General features: G+C 37.9%; 22 protein-coding genes and 1 pseudogene. All 23 read right to left on the minus strand.

The features are described from left to right. Entirely contained in the window at nucleotides 1-1,281 is a 1,281-nt protein-coding gene (gene hemA / locus BBF96_RS07845) for a glutamyl-tRNA reductase (protein WP_164730956.1), read from the minus strand. Nucleotides 1,282-1,357: 76 nt separating this feature from the next. Beyond that, nucleotides 1,358-1,480: a class I SAM-dependent methyltransferase gene (locus BBF96_RS17400; protein WP_127018223.1), complete on the minus strand. Its 123-nt coding sequence runs from the start codon at nucleotides 1,478-1,480 to the stop codon at nucleotides 1,358-1,360. Then, nucleotides 1,453-2,064 (minus strand): annotated as a pseudogene (locus tag BBF96_RS07855) (ubiquinone/menaquinone biosynthesis methyltransferase). Before BBF96_RS07855 ends, BBF96_RS17400 begins: the two are co-directional and overlap by 28 nt. Nucleotides 2,065-2,463: 399 nt before the next feature. After that, entirely contained in the window at nucleotides 2,464-3,450 is a 987-nt protein-coding gene (locus BBF96_RS07865) for an RnfABCDGE type electron transport complex subunit B (RefSeq protein ID WP_127016626.1), read from the minus strand. A 35-nt stretch (nucleotides 3,451-3,485) separates the two neighbouring features. After that, on the minus strand, nucleotides 3,486-4,076 hold the full coding sequence (rsxA, locus tag BBF96_RS07870) for an electron transport complex subunit RsxA (RefSeq protein WP_127016627.1): 591 nt from the start codon (nucleotides 4,074-4,076) through the stop codon (nucleotides 3,486-3,488). 18 nt (nucleotides 4,077-4,094) lie between these two features. Continuing rightward, a complete protein-coding gene (rsxE, locus tag BBF96_RS07875; RefSeq protein WP_127016628.1) occupies nucleotides 4,095-4,712 on the minus strand; it encodes an electron transport complex subunit RsxE in 618 nt (205 codons plus the stop codon). After that, nucleotides 4,712-5,266, minus strand: coding sequence for an RnfABCDGE type electron transport complex subunit G (locus BBF96_RS07880; protein WP_127016629.1), 555 nt, complete (start codon nucleotides 5,264-5,266; stop codon nucleotides 4,712-4,714). The genes rsxE and BBF96_RS07880 overlap by 1 nt, the downstream gene beginning before the upstream one ends. Further along, complete coding sequence (locus BBF96_RS07885; protein ID WP_127016630.1) at nucleotides 5,266-6,195, minus strand: RnfABCDGE type electron transport complex subunit D; 930 nt, start codon at nucleotides 6,193-6,195, stop codon at nucleotides 5,266-5,268. The genes BBF96_RS07880 and BBF96_RS07885 overlap by 1 nt, the downstream gene beginning before the upstream one ends. A gap of 20 nt (nucleotides 6,196-6,215) precedes the next feature. Continuing rightward, nucleotides 6,216-7,538 (minus strand): electron transport complex subunit RsxC, encoded by a 1,323-nt coding sequence (gene rsxC / locus BBF96_RS07890; RefSeq protein ID WP_127016631.1) that lies wholly within the window; start codon nucleotides 7,536-7,538, stop codon nucleotides 6,216-6,218. 488 nt (nucleotides 7,539-8,026) lie between these two features. Continuing rightward, a complete protein-coding gene (locus BBF96_RS07895) occupies nucleotides 8,027-8,419 on the minus strand; it encodes a P-loop NTPase (protein ID WP_127016632.1) in 393 nt (130 codons plus the stop codon). Beyond that, on the minus strand, nucleotides 8,410-8,589 hold the full coding sequence (locus tag BBF96_RS17035) for a P-loop NTPase (RefSeq protein WP_127016633.1): 180 nt from the start codon (nucleotides 8,587-8,589) through the stop codon (nucleotides 8,410-8,412). Before BBF96_RS17035 ends, BBF96_RS07895 begins: the two co-directional genes overlap by 10 nt. A 276-nt stretch (nucleotides 8,590-8,865) precedes the next feature. After that, on the minus strand, nucleotides 8,866-9,315 hold the full coding sequence (locus tag BBF96_RS07905; RefSeq protein ID WP_127016634.1) for a nucleotide-binding protein: 450 nt from the start codon (nucleotides 9,313-9,315) through the stop codon (nucleotides 8,866-8,868). A gap of 651 nt (nucleotides 9,316-9,966) precedes the next feature. Then, nucleotides 9,967-10,077, minus strand: coding sequence for a ParA family protein (locus BBF96_RS16680; protein WP_205665748.1), 111 nt, complete (start codon nucleotides 10,075-10,077; stop codon nucleotides 9,967-9,969). After that, nucleotides 10,074-10,358 carry a NifB/NifX family molybdenum-iron cluster-binding protein gene (locus BBF96_RS07915; protein WP_127016635.1) on the minus strand — a complete coding sequence of 95 codons (285 nt, stop codon included), beginning with the start codon at nucleotides 10,356-10,358 and terminating at the stop codon, nucleotides 10,074-10,076. The genes BBF96_RS16680 and BBF96_RS07915 overlap by 4 nt, the downstream gene beginning before the upstream one ends. A gap of 67 nt (nucleotides 10,359-10,425) precedes the next feature. After that, nucleotides 10,426-10,728 (minus strand): DUF5320 domain-containing protein, encoded by a 303-nt coding sequence (locus BBF96_RS07920; protein ID WP_127016636.1) that lies wholly within the window; start codon nucleotides 10,726-10,728, stop codon nucleotides 10,426-10,428. A gap of 535 nt (nucleotides 10,729-11,263) precedes the next feature. Beyond that, the gene (locus BBF96_RS07925) at nucleotides 11,264-11,707 is read right to left on the minus strand and encodes a DUF134 domain-containing protein (protein ID WP_127016637.1); all 444 of its coding nucleotides are present in this window, start codon (nucleotides 11,705-11,707) and stop codon (nucleotides 11,264-11,266) included. Between the two features lie 77 nt (nucleotides 11,708-11,784). Further along, a complete protein-coding gene (locus tag BBF96_RS07930) occupies nucleotides 11,785-12,333 on the minus strand; it encodes an ATP-binding protein (RefSeq protein WP_127016638.1) in 549 nt (182 codons plus the stop codon). Then, complete coding sequence (locus BBF96_RS07935; protein ID WP_127016639.1) at nucleotides 12,330-13,073, minus strand: PHP domain-containing protein; 744 nt, start codon at nucleotides 13,071-13,073, stop codon at nucleotides 12,330-12,332. The genes BBF96_RS07930 and BBF96_RS07935 overlap by 4 nt, the downstream gene beginning before the upstream one ends. Nucleotide 13,074: 1 nt before the next feature. Further along, nucleotides 13,075-13,404 (minus strand): DRTGG domain-containing protein, encoded by a 330-nt coding sequence (locus BBF96_RS07940; RefSeq protein ID WP_127016640.1) that lies wholly within the window; start codon nucleotides 13,402-13,404, stop codon nucleotides 13,075-13,077. A gap of 8 nt (nucleotides 13,405-13,412) precedes the next feature. Then, nucleotides 13,413-14,387, minus strand: coding sequence for a CBS domain-containing protein (locus BBF96_RS07945; protein ID WP_127016641.1), 975 nt, complete (start codon nucleotides 14,385-14,387; stop codon nucleotides 13,413-13,415). Further along, nucleotides 14,362-14,730: a DRTGG domain-containing protein gene (locus BBF96_RS07950; RefSeq protein WP_127016642.1), complete on the minus strand. Its 369-nt coding sequence runs from the start codon at nucleotides 14,728-14,730 to the stop codon at nucleotides 14,362-14,364. Before BBF96_RS07950 ends, BBF96_RS07945 begins: the two co-directional genes overlap by 26 nt. Before the next feature lie 441 nt (nucleotides 14,731-15,171). Next, complete coding sequence (locus BBF96_RS07955) at nucleotides 15,172-15,648, minus strand: SPOR domain-containing protein (RefSeq protein WP_127016643.1); 477 nt, start codon at nucleotides 15,646-15,648, stop codon at nucleotides 15,172-15,174. A 102-nt stretch (nucleotides 15,649-15,750) separates the two neighbouring features. After that, the gene (locus tag BBF96_RS07960) at nucleotides 15,751-17,067 is read right to left on the minus strand and encodes a bifunctional folylpolyglutamate synthase/dihydrofolate synthase (protein ID WP_164730957.1); all 1,317 of its coding nucleotides are present in this window, start codon (nucleotides 17,065-17,067) and stop codon (nucleotides 15,751-15,753) included. Between the last annotated feature and the right edge of the window lie 12 nt (nucleotides 17,068-17,079).

Here is a 17,079-nt window from a genome sequence, read left to right on the forward strand (position 1 = left end):
TTATCTTACCTGCTTCTTTTCGGGAATCTTAAGGTTATAGAGCTGGCAGACCATCGAAAGGTAAGATTCCGAATCTTCTTGAATAGCCAGTTTCTTTAATTGGACTGTAGGTTCGTGTAAAAGTTTAGCAATAATTTTATGTGTCAGGTCCATTACAACTTCCTGACCATTTTCACCGAGGGCTTCTAACCGGCTTTTCATCTTATTCATCTCCTGCCGGCGAATCTCTTCAGCCCTTTCTCTTAAAGCCTTTATAATAGGATGGACCTTTCTAATTTCAAGCCAGCGGGCAAATTTTTCCTCTTCTTTTTTAATCATTTCTTCAGCAGTTTGTATCTCATTATGACCAGTGAAACTTAAAATGTACGCTACCTGCTGTAAGTCATCAATATTAAAAACCTTTATACCTTGAAGTTCTTCTACTCCAGGTTCCACATCCCGCGGTACTGCTATATCAATAAGAACCAGTGGATGCTTTTCATCTCTTAACTGTTCCTTTAAATCCTCTACTTTAACCACATAATGGGGTGCACTGGTGGAAGAGATGACCAGGTCTACAAAAGTAAGGGCGGCCCGCTTCTCTTCCCAGGAGAAAGGAGTTCCTCCAAAACGCTGGGCCAGTTCATACCGCTTTTTTTTACTGCGATTGACAATCACAAGATCCTTTACACCAGCGTTATAGAGTAATTCAAGGGCCAGCTGACCCATCTCCCCAGCTCCTAATACCATTGCTTTTATCCTACTCAAATCGGGGAATATCTTTTTCACCAATTCCACCGCTGCCACAGGAATTGATACCCCATTTCGAGCAATCTTCGTCTCCGACCGGATCTTCTTGCCAACCCTTAGTGCTTCATTCAATAGTTGATAAAAAATAGTTGAAATTCCCCCTGCCTCGGCAGCAAGTTGATATGCCTCACGTACCTGGGACAGAATCTGGCCTTCACCCAAGACCATAGAATCTAACCCACAAGCTACTTTAAAAAGATGGTTTACCACATAACGATCTAGATAAGTATACGTAAACTCTTTAAGCTTATCACTGGATAAACCTGTCCGTTTCACAAGCCAGTCCCATATAAAATCCTGGGCACTGAGGTCATTGATCAAAAAATAAAACTCAGTCCGGTTACAAGTAGTAAGAATAAATCCTTCATCTATTCGTTCATCGTTGAGAAAATATTGGATTAGTTCCCCTATCTCCCGTCTGGTAAGAGCCATCTTCTCTCTAAGCTCAAGGGGTGCTGTTTTATAATTTGCTCCCAATAGGAAAAATCTCACCGTCATGTCCTCCTCTAACTCTTAATATAAAATTCAACTTTAATAATAACATATAATACACAGTTTTTCCAGATTACTAACTCCTCTTCTCTCCTACATGAACAGCAACAACTCCTCCAATAAGAGGAAAACTTCTTACATTAGTAAACCCAATCTCTCTATAAATTTCTTCTAATTGAAGACGGTTAGGAAAATTAATAAGAGAGTTGGCAGATAATTATAAGGACCTTTCTGACCGGAAATCATTTTTCTAACCCTGGGAACCAGATGATAAAAATAATAATATAGTTGAAAGAAAAACGGATACTCAGGTTTGGAAATATCCGATGTAATAACTATTCCATCAGGACTTACCACCCGTTTTATCTCTTTAAGTACATGGGAAATATCGTCAACATTGCGGAGACTAAAAGCTAAAACTGCACAATCAAAAAAATCATCTGCAAAATTTAAATCCATAGCGTTACCATACTGAAGGTGAATTCGCTTACCTTCCGGGTATTTAACAAGATTTATCCTACTGAGTTTTAACATCTCTTCACTGAAATCAATTCCAATAACCCAACATCTTTTTATTTCCTGGGCAATAGCTAAAGACATCATCCCCGTTCCCGTACAGACATCCAGTACTTTCCTCACTCCATATTATTTGATAAGCTGAGCAGTAAATTGGCGCCAATACCTGTCACGACTAAAAGAAAGAATTGAATTGAGTCGATCATAGCAATCGGCGATGGAGTTAAAAAGTTGTTGAATATAGGTTTCTTTTGAAAACCTGGACAAAACTCCTTAAACAGCATTCCTATGCCTAGTTATAAATTTTCTTAAGAATAGGTTTACCAGTTTCGGAGAAAAAATTGCATAGAAAGACAAAAACAAACCGTGCCCTCTAAATAAATCAGGCCCAGTGTTAAATTTTTTTATATATCTAACAGATGATTAAACTGCAAAAAGCTAACATTGAAATTTTTCGTTTAACCATTTTGGTGAGATTAAAGAAGAAATAAGACTTCATCACAGTATCTGATGAATCAATCCATGAGACGAAAACCCATGGATTACTTTAGATGGTTAGAAAAATTTCTTTATGAAGTGAAAAATTAGCTTTTTGCAGCTTAATCACAGATAAATAAAAAATATAAAGGTGCTGAAAGCATAAAGCAATCAGCACCTTAGCAAAGCTTACTTTTTATATTTCACATCAATGGCATCTTTTTTACACTTAGTGTAGCAGAGACCGCATTTGATACAGGTTTCTGGGTCGATTTCGTGTTTCTGCTTGACTTCACCCTTGATGGCAGAGACCGGGCAGACCCGTGCACATAACGTGCAGCCAATACACTTATCATTAATTTTAATCTCTTCTACCTTTTTACCGTAGAAATCAATGGTACCCATTGGACATTTCTCAGCACAAATACCGCAGTTAATACACTTTTCATAAATCATAACCGCCAGATTATCTTTCATCTCAATTGCACCAACCGGGCAATTTTTAGCACAGATACCACAGCCGATACATCCCACCTTACAAACCTGACGTACTTCTTTCCCGCTAAGATAGGCAGAACAACGGATGTGGTTTTTACGGGATTCGCCTACCAGAGTGATAATTGATTTAGGACATGCCCCTACACATTTACCACAACCCGTACAGAGTTCAGGGTCAATAACAGGCAGATTATCATCACTCATGGTAATGGCTCCAAATGGGCAGGCAGCAGCACAATCACCAAATCCTAAACAACCGTATTCACAACCCTTACTGCCTCCACCAACAGCAGTAGCAGCACGACAGCTCTGAATACCGCGGTACTCGGAACGCTGCGTAGCAACAGAACTACCACCTTTACAGAGTACCTGAGCTATTTTTCTCTCGCCTGCATCTGCAGAAACACCCATAATCTCAGCAATTTTTTCAGCAACTTCAGAACCGCCTACAGGACAACCGTTGATTTCTGCATTTCCAGCCACAACAGCATCAGCAAAACTGCTGCAACCTGGATGACCACATCCACCACAGTTGGCCCCCGGTAAAACAGCTTCAATTTGTTCAATTCGTGGATCTACTTCGACAGCAAATTTCTTTGATGCAATTGCAAGCCCGGTAGCAAAGAATGCCCCTAGAGCACCCATGCTAAGCAGGGCTGATATATATAAATTAGCCACTTAAAATCACCTCCAATTATCGGAAACTATTTTCCTTACATTGGAATCAGCCCGGAGAAGCCCATAAATGCCAGAGCCATAAGACCTGCAACAATCAGGGTAATAGGAACACCTTTCAAAGCCTCCGGAATATCAGCAAACTGTAAGGTCTCCCGGATTCCAGCAATAAGAACGATAGCCAGAGTAAAACCTGCCCCAGCACCCAGTCCAAAAACAGTACTTTGCATAAAACCATAACCTTTCAATGGTATAAGGAGTGCCAGACCCAAAATCGCACAGTTAGTAGTAATCAGCGGTAAAAAAATTCCTAAAGCTTTATAAAGTACAGGACTTACCTTTTTTATAAACATCTCTACCAACTGTACCAATGAAGCAATAACCAAAATAAATGATACATACTGTAAATATTCTAGATTTAATGGAACCAGAATATAGTTTTGAATAAAGTAAGCACACATAGCTGTTATAGTCATAACAAAAGTTGTAGCCATCCCCATACTAAATGCTGTCTCAACCTGTTTAGAAACACCCAGGAAGGGACATATCCCTAAGAATCTGGACAAAACAAAATTGTTAACCAAAACTGACGCAACAAAAATTAGCAACAGATCAGTAATAAATTCCACTTACTTCCCCTCCCTTCATTATTTCGACCTGGTCATGTAATTCATGATACCGAGGAGTACTCCTAAGGTCAAGAAAGCACCAGCTGGCAGAACCATAATAGTCCAGGGTTCCCACCAGGTTGTGAAGAATGGAATAGCTTTACCAAAAATAGTACCCATACCTAAAATTTCACGAATAGCTCCTAACAAAGTCAATGCCCAGGTAAAACCAAGACCCATACCAACAGCATCCATAATTGAGTTAACTACCGAATTCTTTGAAGCAAAAGCTTCATTCCGGCCAAGGATCAGACAGTTAACAACAATCAATGGGATAAAGAGTCCCAATACTTCCGCTAAATCAGGATAAAAAGCTTTCATACCATAATCAGCAATGGTAACAAAAGTTGCAATAACGATAATATAACTTGGAATCCGTACTTTAGACGGAATAAGATTCTTGGCCAGGGAGATGATAATCTCAGAAAAAATCAATACAAAGGAGGTGGCTAAACCCATTGCCAGACCATTTAAAGCGGCATTGGTTACAGCCAGAGTAGGGCACATACCTAAAACCAGGCGGAAAACCGGGTTTTCATTCCATAACCCATTAGTCAAATCCCGCCACAAGTTATTAACATTTTCGCGGGAAGGCATTACCATTCACCTCCAAACGCTTCTTTTACAGCTTCAAGGGTATTCTCAACAATAGATGTTACTGCCTCAGATGAAATAGTCGCACCGGAAATAGCTTCCACCTCATATTTATTCCGGGCAGGACGCTTAACTACAGTATAGTCACCAAAAGGTTTATCTTTAAAATTGGACTTAAAACTTTCTTCTGTAATCCTTGCGCCTAAACCAGGAGTTTCTAAATGGCTTAAAACTTTGATAGCAGAGATCTTCTTTTCATCAGGAATCAATCCGATCATCAGTTTAATCTCGCCCTGGAATCCGCCACCATAAGCCTCAATAGCAATACCAATAGGATTCCCATTGGTATCATAACCCTGATAATAAGATAGGGAACCTTTTTGCTTAACTTCATAAGACGCAAGACCTGGCAATACATCTCTAATAGCAGCTTTTCTTTTAATTTCTGCATTACGAATAATCTTCTCATTGGTAACATTAAAAGTAAAAGTCAGTACCAAACCAGAAAGAATGGCAATTACCGTTAAAACAATAACCAGTCTGGGCATTTCTTTCATTACTGCTTCACCTCCCCATAAGTGCGGGGCCGTGTATATCTATTCAATAAAGGCACAGTCATGTTCATTAACAGAATGGAATAGAGTACACCTTCAGGATAACCACCCCAGAGACGAATGACCACTAAAATGACCCCTGCACCAATACCGTAAATCCAGCGACCCAATTTAGTAATAGGACTGGTTACCATATCAGTTAACATATAAAATCCACCCAACACCAAACCACCTGATAAGAGATGAAAGATAGGATCTTGACCAAATACTGCAGTCAATACAGCTACTGTACCCAGATAACCAATGGTAATCCGATAATCAACATATCCTTTATAAATCAGATATGCACCACCAAGAATAATAGCAAGTGCAGAAGTTTCACCCAAAGAACCACCAATATTACCAATAAACAAATCCCAATAGCTAGTAGGCTGACCACTCATTTTCATCAATGCCAACGGAGTAGCAGTTGAAGTTGCATCAACACCTGCTCCCGGTAAATACCAGGTGGTCATTTCAACTGAAAAAGCTGCTAATAAAAATGCACGACCTACAAGTGCGGGATTAAAAGGATTATAACCAAGACCGCCAAAAACCTGTTTACCAATTGAAATAGCAACAATCGCACCCAAAGCTGCCATCCAGAGAGGTAATCTTGGCGGTAGCGTCAAAGCCAAAAGAAGTCCAGTCAAAATTGCACTACCGTCAGAAATAGTTATCTCCTTTCCTCTCAGTTTCTGCCAGATTGCTTCAGTGAGAACACTAAAGATAACACAAGTCAAAATAATCATCAATGCATAAAATCCAAAATAATAAACCGCCATCAACACAGCTGGTAACAATGACAGATTTACCGTATGCATAATTCGTGGAATTGTATCTACATCCCGGATATGCGGTGAAGAGCTTACAATCAGTTTAGGATTACTCATTCTTATATCCCCCCTCAACTTTATTTCTTCCTACGTTGAGCCAATACTTCAGCTTTACCCAGGCGGATATAGTGAAGGAGCGGTCTTTTCGCAGGACAGATATATGAACAAGAACCGCATTCGATACAATCCAAAACATTATAGTTTTCAAGTTCAGCAAACATATCATGCTGTGCATAATTTGCAAGAGTAACCGGCATCAAAAATACAGGACAAACATCTACACAGCGAGCACAGCGAATACAGGGTCTTGGCTCAAAATCTTCCACCTCGTCAGCTGTAAGAACCAATATACCAGAGGTGCCTTTTAGAACTGGAACATCAATGTTATGAGCAGATATACCCATCATTGGACCGCCCAGGATTACTTTACCCGGTTTTCCTTTAAATCCACCGGCTTGCTCAATCAATTCAGCTACAGAAGTACCAATCTTAACCATCAAATTCTTTGGCTCTTTGATACCCCGACCGGTAATAGTTACAGGTCTCTCAATTAATGGCATACCTGTTTTAATAGCCTTAGCAATGGCATAAGCAGTTGTTACATTATTCACTACACAACCCGCATCAGCAGGCAGTCCCCCAGAAGGAACTTCTCGCCCGGTAACAGCGGTAATCAACATCTTTTCGCCGCCCTGCGGGTATTTGGTCTCTAAAGGAACAACTTCAATCTCTGGTTCATTTTCAGTAGCTTTGATCATAGCCTCAATAGCATCAGATTTATTATCTTCAATTCCAATATAACCTTTATTAACATTCAAAACTTTCATCAATGCCTTTAAACCATATACCACTTCTTCCGGATGTTCTATCATAATCCGGTGGTCAACAGTAAGATATGGTTCACATTCAGCACCATTCAAAATAACAGTATCTACAGTTTTTCCCTCAGGAACAGAAAGTTTAACATGGGTAGGAAACATAGCACCACCCATACCAACAATTCCTGCTTCTCGAATAATCTCCCTAATCTCATCACCAGATAAAGAATCTAAATCTCCTTTAGGCTTTACATCCTCATGGAGAGTATTTTGACCATCAGATTCAATGATCACAGCCAGAGTCTTTCTACCTGTTCCAACCTCTACTTCTCGAATTGCTTTTACTACCCCTGAAATACTGGAATGAATGGGGGCAGAAACAAAGCTCTGACTCTCACCAATTTTTTGACCCACTTTGACCTGGTCACCGACCTTGACAAGTGGTTCACAGGGTGCGCCTATATTTTGCTGCAAAGGAATAACAACCTGAGCTGGGTCTTTAGCTTTTTGCAAGGCTTTTCCAGCAGTCAATTCTTTGTTATAGGCTGGATGAATTCCCTGCTTAAAAGTCTTGACTTTCATGATTTTCACCCCTTTTGCTAAATTGTAAACAACCCAAAAACTAACTTAACCAGACTCGCCACCTTAACTTATTCGGGATAAAGGTGAAAAATCCTCTATTACGGTCTCAAGTTTTGATAAAGTTCTAAAATTAAAAACATAAAAAAAGTTAATTTTAATTTTATTATATCAGTAATTGTTCTTAAATAGAATGATTTTACTGCAAAAAGCTAATTTTTCAAACCATCTAAAGCTCGATTTCAAAATTAGCTTTTTGTAGTTTAATTATAGAATAGAAAATAACAAAATACAAAGGTAAATTATAGATACAGAGATATTATTCCCTGAATTGATTTATTTAAATATAAATATAAAAAAGAGCAGATTTTTTCTGCTCTATGTTAATTCCTAATTTAGATTTTTCAGCCAATCAAATTTAATATTGCTATATTCTTCTATCCTTCCCTCATCACTTAGTTTAACTAACTCAGGGTCAATGGGAAGTCTGGCTAAAAAAGGAATGTTAATTTTTCTGGCAATCTGTTTCCCACTACTCGGGCCAAATAAATCAATTTTTTTCTACATTCCGGGCAAATAAGATAACTCATATTCTCTATCGATCCCAATACCGGTATCTGCAAAATATTAGCCATTTTAAGAGATTTTTTTACCTCCATGTAAACTAAATCCTGGGGCGTAGAGACCAGTATAAGTCCATTAATAGGAATTGACTGCATTACAGTCAATGGTACATCTCCCGTACCTGGAGGCAAATCCAAAATAAAATAATCCAATTTATTCCAGATAACTTCGCTCCAGAATTGGCGTACAGCCTGCCTCATCAAAGGTCCTCGCCAGATGACAGGATCGTCTTCATGTTCTAATAATAAATTTAGAGACATAATCTCAATCCTTTTTGACTCATTAAATAAAACATGCCAAACTCAGATTGTTTTGGTTTTCCTTTTAATCCAAACATTCTTGGGATACTAAGTCCAGTAATATCTACATCCAGTAATCCGACTTTATAATCCAGGCGATTTAATCCAACAGTTATTAAAGCCAATACCAAAAATTTACCAACTCCTCCTTGTTATAACTTTGATGCTTAAGTAATTACTCAGGGCATCAAAAATTTAAACTAAGTTAACCAGATGTTTTACAACTTTTTATAAATTTCTATTATAGGGCCTGTACTAATGCTTTTTTTATATTCAACTGGAGGTATTCACAAACTAATAGCCACGGCATTTTTTTATCAAAGGGAATTTGCCCCACTACCATAACGTCCTTTTCTTCGCAAAATGTAAGAATCTTTTTTGACATTTCATCATCCAAATCAGCCTTATTAAATACAGACCATACTTGCAATCTGAAAGTTATCAGCAAGTTTCAAAATCCTTTTAAGGTCATGTAAACCCGATATCGTCGGTTCGGTAACTATCAAGGCCAGGTCAGTCCCAGAAAAAGAGGAAATGACTGGACAACCAATCTCTGGAGGGCCATCCACGAGATTTAACCTAACTTCTGCTAATTCTATATTAATCTCAATAGCCTGAAAATTACAGTTTTTCACACACTGCAAACACCTTTTGCATCTGGCTTGATTAATTTCAGCAATCTTTCCACTGTAAAAATCATGTCTCTCTAAAACTTCAGGTTTCAAAACCAGACGTAAATCAGCTGCATCTACATCACAATCTGCTAAAATAAGATTATCTCCTAAAGCTGCAAAAGATACAGTTAAAGTTGTCTTGCCTGTACCTCCTTTTCCACTAATTATCAGAAGTTGTTTCATACGACAATCGCCTCACAATCTTATTAAAAAGTTGCTGAAACTCTTCTTTTAACTCTGCATATTTTTGACTAGTTAAGTTACCTCTAGCATAGCACTCTGCAAATTCTCTTTTAAAAGAAATTTTCATTAATTAGATTGACAATAATCTTCAACCTCTTTTTTACCTAAATAGCCCTGTTAATAATAACACCAAAAGGCAAATGCAATTTTCGCACAACTTCTAAAGCTAACTTAAGATCATGTAATCCAAAGGGAGTTGGCTCTGTTACTAAAAGAACATAATCAACATCATATAATGATACCACAACAGGACAGGAAGTACCTGGGAGAGCATCAATAATAGTTATTCGTTCTTTTGATACTTTTTGTTTTAACTCTTTAATAAATCGGCGGAACTAAAGGAGTACCCACTTTTAACCTTCCATGTATATATACTTACAACCTCCACACCCATGACAGAGTTCATTAAAAGTCATAACCTCTTTGCCAATGAAAGTTATAACATTAAAAACACAGAAATCACTACACCATCCACAGGCTATACATATTATTTTTATTAACCATCAAAATTCGAATTACTACTTCTTTTCGACTATAAAAAAAAAGGATTTAGAAAAAGGTGGGAATTGGGCTCTTCAACATCACGGTCAATTAATTGAACTTTTTTATTTCTTTGAGAGAGTAAGATAAATTGATAGCAACTGTGGTCTTCCCGGTCCCACCTTTTCCACTGGCAATTGCAATAGTCAAATTATATTTCACATTTCATCTTCTCCTTCAGTAAATTCCTCTAACTCTCCCTTTTTAAACTTTTCAATGGCTTCCGATATTTTCCCTGAGACATTATAACAAATTTTTACATTCCCCGCTTTAAGACCACGTAAAGCTTTTGGCCCTACTCTACCTGTCAACACAACCTCTACTCCCTCATCAAAAACAATACTCGCACTCTGTACACCAGCACCTAAAGCAGCATCTGATGCCTCATTTTCAATTACCTGATAATCCATTGTATCTAAATCAAAAATAATGAAATAACACATCTTCCAAACCTTGGATCAACCTCTGAATCTAAAGTTTTACCCAGTGATGAAATTGCAATTTTCATAATCAATCCTCCTGATTATCCCCTTTATCAAGCTGGTCAAGTCTTTCAGAGATTAACTTTAATTGTTCTTTCAAAATTCGAGCCTGATTTTGTAAAAAATTCTTTTCATCTTCAACCTGCCATTTAAAGTCACCTATCCAACTATAACGCCAACCAAATCCCGGGCACCGACCTCGACCAAATCCCAACCCCAAACCTTTTCTGCCTTGTACCATCCCTCTTTGATAATTTACTATACAATAACCTCTACCACGTCCAGACATCGGACCATAACCCAGTGGACCAGTACCATCATAACAAGGCATTAAAAATCCCTCCTTAAATTTTTTATTTTGAGCATATGCTCATTATTATTATAAAATTATTTTGAGCATATGTCAATAATAATTCAAAAAAAAATTCGCTGGTTTAAGAAAAACTATTCTATTCTGAAAATAAACTCTAATGAATTGTTTTTTGCTGCAAAAAGCTAATTTTTCGCTTTTTCAAGAAATTTTTCGAATCATCTAGAGTTCGTTTTCAGCCGAAATAAGGCTTTCTAATCAAAGGGCCATCCCTGGCCCTTGATTAGCTCATCACGTCCTGTGATGAGGCCTTATTTCGTCTGAAATCTCACTAAGGTGGTTTGGCGAAAAATTTCTATAACGCTCAAAATTAGCTTTTTGCAGTAAAAAGTAATATCAAAATGTTGGAAAACAAGCAAAAACAAAGTTTAATTTTCATTGTCTGATGGTGATGCGAAACATCATGACGGTCTTGTTAAAGATCACCACGTCAGTTATAGTGGTAATTTTTAACATACATACCCTTATGTTTTTTAAACTGGTTTATTTTTTTAATTTAAGATTTTCCAAATCGGTGTCGATGTCTATGAGAATGGTCTATCTCTAGACGGCTATTACATTCTGGACAAACTTTCTGCTCCTCTCTTCTGTATTCTTCTAACGTATATTTAAAAACCTTATCACATTTGCGGCAGCGGAATTTTTTTACTGCCAGGCGATAATCTCCTCCCTGAACTCGAATTGCTTTTCCTTCAATAAGCGCATCGGCTATTTTTTTTCGAGCTTCCATTAAAACCCGCTGAAAGGTGGCCCGGGAAACCTGCATTCTATCAGCACATTCTTCTTGCATAAGTCCTTCCTTATCTTTTAAACGAATTGCCTCAACCTCTTCTATTGTTAAAACAACTTCCTCAAGATCTCGCACTGGAACTCCAGCAGGTTTAAAATATTTTACTTCTGGAATGAATTCTACTCTTCGTTCTTTTGGAGGTCTTGGCATCTGGTTCACTCCTATCTATCCCAATTTCACTGTTAATGTCACCATTATAACAATACTGGCTTTAAGAGTCAATCAAATCAGACCTCCATAGGCATACCATTCAACCCTAGAGATATATCTTTAGCAATAAATTCCAGTACTTCTGGGTGGTTCAAAGGTATTCCTTCTAATTCCCGACGCAGCATCCTGGTTGATAAACAATACTCCTGATCATCATATCGATGCCTGTAAATAAAATCTATCTCAGGATTTCCCTGAATCAAAGTTACAATTGTTCCAGCAATATCTCCTAATGGTGCCCGATCAATATGACTTAGTTTGAATCTGGCACGAACCAAAGTTCCCTTTCCTTCCTCAGATTGAAGTTCCAATTCACCATCACACCGCTCAGCAGCAGCTTTAAATAATGGTAACCCTAACCCTACCCGACGTGTCGTCCGGGTTGTCATAAATGGGTCTAACGCTTTTTCAGCCATCTCTTTTGACATGCCACATCCATTGTCCTCAATCTCAATTATAAGTTCATCTTTCATAGTACTAATATCAATCCGTATCTGAATTTCTGTTGCTCCAGCTCTAATAGAATTTTGTGCAATATCTAAAATATGCAATGATAATTCCCTCATTTACTGCCCCTCCAATAATAATTTCGTCCATCTTCTCTTAAAAGAGCTTTTTTAATTTCTGCCACTTTTGGACTCTCTATCTTAAAAATCACCGAACCCTGTAGACTATCAATAAAATGCACATCGGCAGCTGGAATTAGTGGATAATTTTTAAAAAGCGGATTAAATTCTCCCCTCTCAAAATATCTATTGGATACTTCTAGAGCTAAAAAAGCAGGTTCAGAAGGAATAAATCCCAATTGGGTCAAAATACTATTCCGTTGCCGATCTACATGAGCCGGATAGACCAGACCGCCCAATCTTTCCACATGAGCCACAACCTCATCCAACGATAGGGATATGGATACAGCCAGCAATCTGGATACCCGATCTACAAAGTTATCTTTTAAATCAGTCAAAAGCTGAGGACCAAAATGATTTTCATCATTTTCCAATAGCGGCAAATGGCGATAAACCAGTTCCTGTAAGGCCAATACCTGTTCCAAAGTATCAAACAAGACTACAAGATGTACCTCTTCTTTAGTTTCCACTTCCATTCCAGGTAGGATATATACACCTGAACCTTTAGCCAACTCAAAAAGTACCTCTATATTTTCCGCAGAATTATGATCGGTTACCGCAAGAATCTCAATTCCACGCCTCTGGGCTATTTTAAGGATATTTGCCGGTGTCATTAATAAATCACTACAGGGGGAGAGTACCGTGTGGACATGCAATTCAGCCAGATATTCCCTAAGCATTTTAAATTCCCAGAGAATAAAGTTTTCCAGCCACCTGGTAGATATCCTCGTCTATTGTTAAAATATTAATTCCTTCTTTTTTTGCTTTTTCAATGGTTTTGTCATCTATTTCTACTCCACCGGCAACAATAATGGCGGAAAAATTTAAAAGAGAAGCTACTGCAACAATATTCTGATGGGACTGGATAGTAATCCATACATTACCATCTTTCCCTCTTGCCATCACATGACTCAAAAGATCCGAAACACACCCACCGGTAATCTCCCGTTCTAAGTCTCCGTTGACGACTACTTTAAGAGGAAGCAGATCCAACAAATCTTTAATCTTCATTAATTCTTTCACCCCTCACCTTTACGGTTATAAATAATAGCAGTTATAATTGTCCCTTTACCGGGAACAGATTCAATCATCAAATCATCAGCCCAGCGCTTCATGTTATAAAGCCCCATCCCAGCCCCAAACCCCAATTCCCGCACCTGCTCAGATGCAGTAGACCAGCCGGGTTGAAGAGCCAGTTCAATATCTACTATTCCCGGACCTTCATCGGCTACTACTATTTTGACAAAATCAGGAGAAATAAAGGCCGTCATAACTCCTCTATAGGCATGGATTACAACATTTACTTCTGCTTCATAACTTACAATCGCCACTTTCCGCAAAAAATCATCTGAATAGCGGCCTGATTTAGCCAGAATACTTTTTAATTGACTGGAGGCCTCTCCTGCCTGGCTTAAGTCTCCTCCCTCAATCTCAAAACTTAATTTTACAAGTTTACGATTATCAAACTTTAAATCTTTTTCAAAACCCTTAACTTTTTTCCTAACCAGTTCCGGTGAACGTGAAGACATATGTTCTTCAAGAATATGTAAAAACTTGATCAATACATCACCAGGGGTAATAATACCGGTCAAGACATTTTCATTATTAACCACAGGAAAACGTCCGTATTTATAGCGTTTGAACATTTTTAAAATTTCAATTATAAGCTGATCTTCGCGGACCGTGACCACATTCCGGGTCATATACCGACCAATTTCCCCTTCCGGGTCCTGCTCTTCCAACCACCGTATAATATCATCAATACTAATAATTCCGACAACCCGGTTTTTCTCATCAATAATAGGGAGACCAGAAATTTTTTTTAACCTCATAATTTCTTTAGCCTGTTTAACCTTTTGATCAACAGCTAATGTAATTACATTATATGTCATAACATCTTTAGCCTTTAAATCACTGGCAAGTTTCTGAACAAAAGGTGATTCAACCTGAAAAAAACGTTCCCGATTATCAATCCTTCCTGTTCCTCCAATCATAACAACCTCTTACCCCCTTTGAGTAAAGGAGCCCACAGGCTTCAAATAAAGGTAATTGAGTCATCAAAAGCGGAATATTTTTTTCTTTCGCCAGTTGAATAGTAACTTGCTCAGGTCTTTTTCCCCGAACAAAGATCACAGCATTCAAATCCATTACCTCAGCAGTCCGGATTACCTGGGGTTGTGTTAAACCTGTCAAAAGCAGAGTTTTCTCTTTTGTATAGGCCAGAACATCACTCATTAAATCAGACCCACAGGCAATAGTTATCTCTAATTCCAGGGCTTTTTCGTCTCCTACCAAAACCTCAGCATTCAATAGTTCTGCTATTTCTTTCAATTTCATTGGTATCCCTCCTGTCATATATCATACATTCAAGCACATAGATCCTTCCTACTATAATTTGTATAAAATATCTTAAAGTTATCCAGACCATATTTTAAGTTAATTCGGCAACTTTTTATACAATTCCTTCTTTTTTACTATCCAGAATTGTCGGGAACAGAACAAAATACCCTTCTACCAAAATATGATTATACTGCAAAAAGCTAATTTTGAGCGACATAGAAATTTTTCGCCAAATCATCTTAGCGAGATTTCCGACAAAATAAGGCCTCATCACAGGAGGTAATGAGCTAGTTCTAAGGGCCAGGAGGGCCCTTTGTTTAGGAAGCCTTATTTCGGTGGAAATCGAGCTTTAGATGATTCGAAAAATTTCTCAAAAAGCGAAAAATTAGCTTTTTGCAGTTTAACCAAATATCATTTTAAAAAAAAACGCCCACTTTTTCAGTGGACAATAAATACATCAACATATCCATCCTGTTTTACCTGTTTTTTTAATTCCTCAGCCTCTTTTTTAGTCTTTGAGGCTCTTAATTGTACCTTATAAGGGGGGCCTTCTGTAATAATAACACTTGTATAACCTTTCTCTAACAGCTCATTACGTAAACGCTCTGCATTTGCATAATTATTAAATGCACCAAGCTGGACTATATACAATCCTTCCTGTTCTAAATTGGGAGTATATCTGTTTTCAGGAATGTTAATTGTGGCAGGTTCTTCACCTTCTAATTCATCCTGATTATTTATCACTACTTCATTTTTAATGGGCCCAGATGTTACCGGATCAATTTCAGATCCTGTAACAAATTGAATCATCCAGCTCCCTAAAAGATATCCCAGGGCCACAGCAGTAACGGCCATGACAATAACCCCTACCATTAAAGAGATATTTGTGTTACCATAACGCCGACTGCGGTTCATCTCACCACTTCCTTTTTGTAAAGTTATCCTGAAAAATATATATGCGTCTATTACAGAGAATATACCCAATAAAAAAAGACGGTAGTTATTTCTACCGTCTTACTATAAAATTCCCTGATCACCGGGGAGTAAAATCTCCCTGGCTTCTGCTATAGTATATAATGAACCTGTTATACAGACCAGATCCGAGCTTTTTGCCTCTATTATCGCCTTATGAATAGCAGTAGCAAAATCGGGAATAACTTTTATATCTACCTCTTCTCCTTCAAGAATACGGGCCAAATCTTCACCAGAACTGGCTCTTAAATTATGATTCTGGGTAAAGATAATTCCGCTTGCCAAAGGAGCTATCCGCCGTACCATAGGATCTACATCTTTATCTTTTAAAATACTCATTACCAAATATAAATGGTCAAAATTGTTCTTAACCCGTTCTAAGAAGAGCGCTAATGCTTCGATTCCTTCAATATTATGCGCACCATCAAGTAAAACTGAAGGATTTTCCCTGATCAATTCCAATCGACCGGGCCATTTAACCTCCTTAAATCCTCTTCTGATTGCTTGTTCATCAACAGCCGGAAAATGTTCTTTTAAAAGCAGAATTGTCTTTAATGCTACAATAGCATTACGAATCTGATGTTCACCTAAAAGACCAATTTCCAGATCATGATAAAACTGACTTTCGAGAGTTAAATCTATCTTTTGCTTAATAAGGTTTTCTTCCTTTTTTGTCCACTCTGCTTCCCTTAAAGGTGCATATAGGGGAGCATTTTTATCCTTTGCCACTTTTTCAATCGTAGCAAAGGCTTCTTTATCCTGTACTCCAGTAACTACAGCTACATTCTCTTTTATAATCCCTGCCTTTTCAAAGGCAATCTCACTCAGAGTAGTACCTAGATATTCGGTATGATCATGACCAATACTTGTAATCACCGAGATCAGCGGATAAACTACATTAGTTGCATCAAGACGCCCTCCAAGGCCCACCTCTAAAACCAAAGCATCAACCTTTTTATAAGCAAAATAAACAAAAGCTATAACTGTTACCACTTCAAAAAAACTTGGCCGTCCCAACTTGGGGTCTTTTGAAATCTCTTCTATTACAGGTTTAACTTTTTTAACCATCAATTCCAGCTCTTCTTTAGAGATGGGAACTCCATTTATCCGGAACCTTTCGCGAAAATGATGTAAATGAGGAGAAGAATAAAAACCAACTCGATATCCCGCCTGTTTTAAAATCGAAGCCATCATTGCTGAAGTAGAACCTTTACCATTAGTTCCAGCTACATGGATTATTTTAACCTCTCTTTCCGGGTTTCCCAGCTCTTTTAATGCAGCTTTGACCCGTTCAAGACCAGGCCGGTATCCTCCACCCATTTTGAATTTACTAAAGCTATTAATATAATCCATATAATTCATCATAATTCACTC

Origin of the sequence: Anoxybacter fermentans (assembly GCF_003991135.1) — a bacterium.
GTDB lineage: Bacteria > Bacillota > Halanaerobiia > DY22613 > DY22613 > Anoxybacter > Anoxybacter fermentans.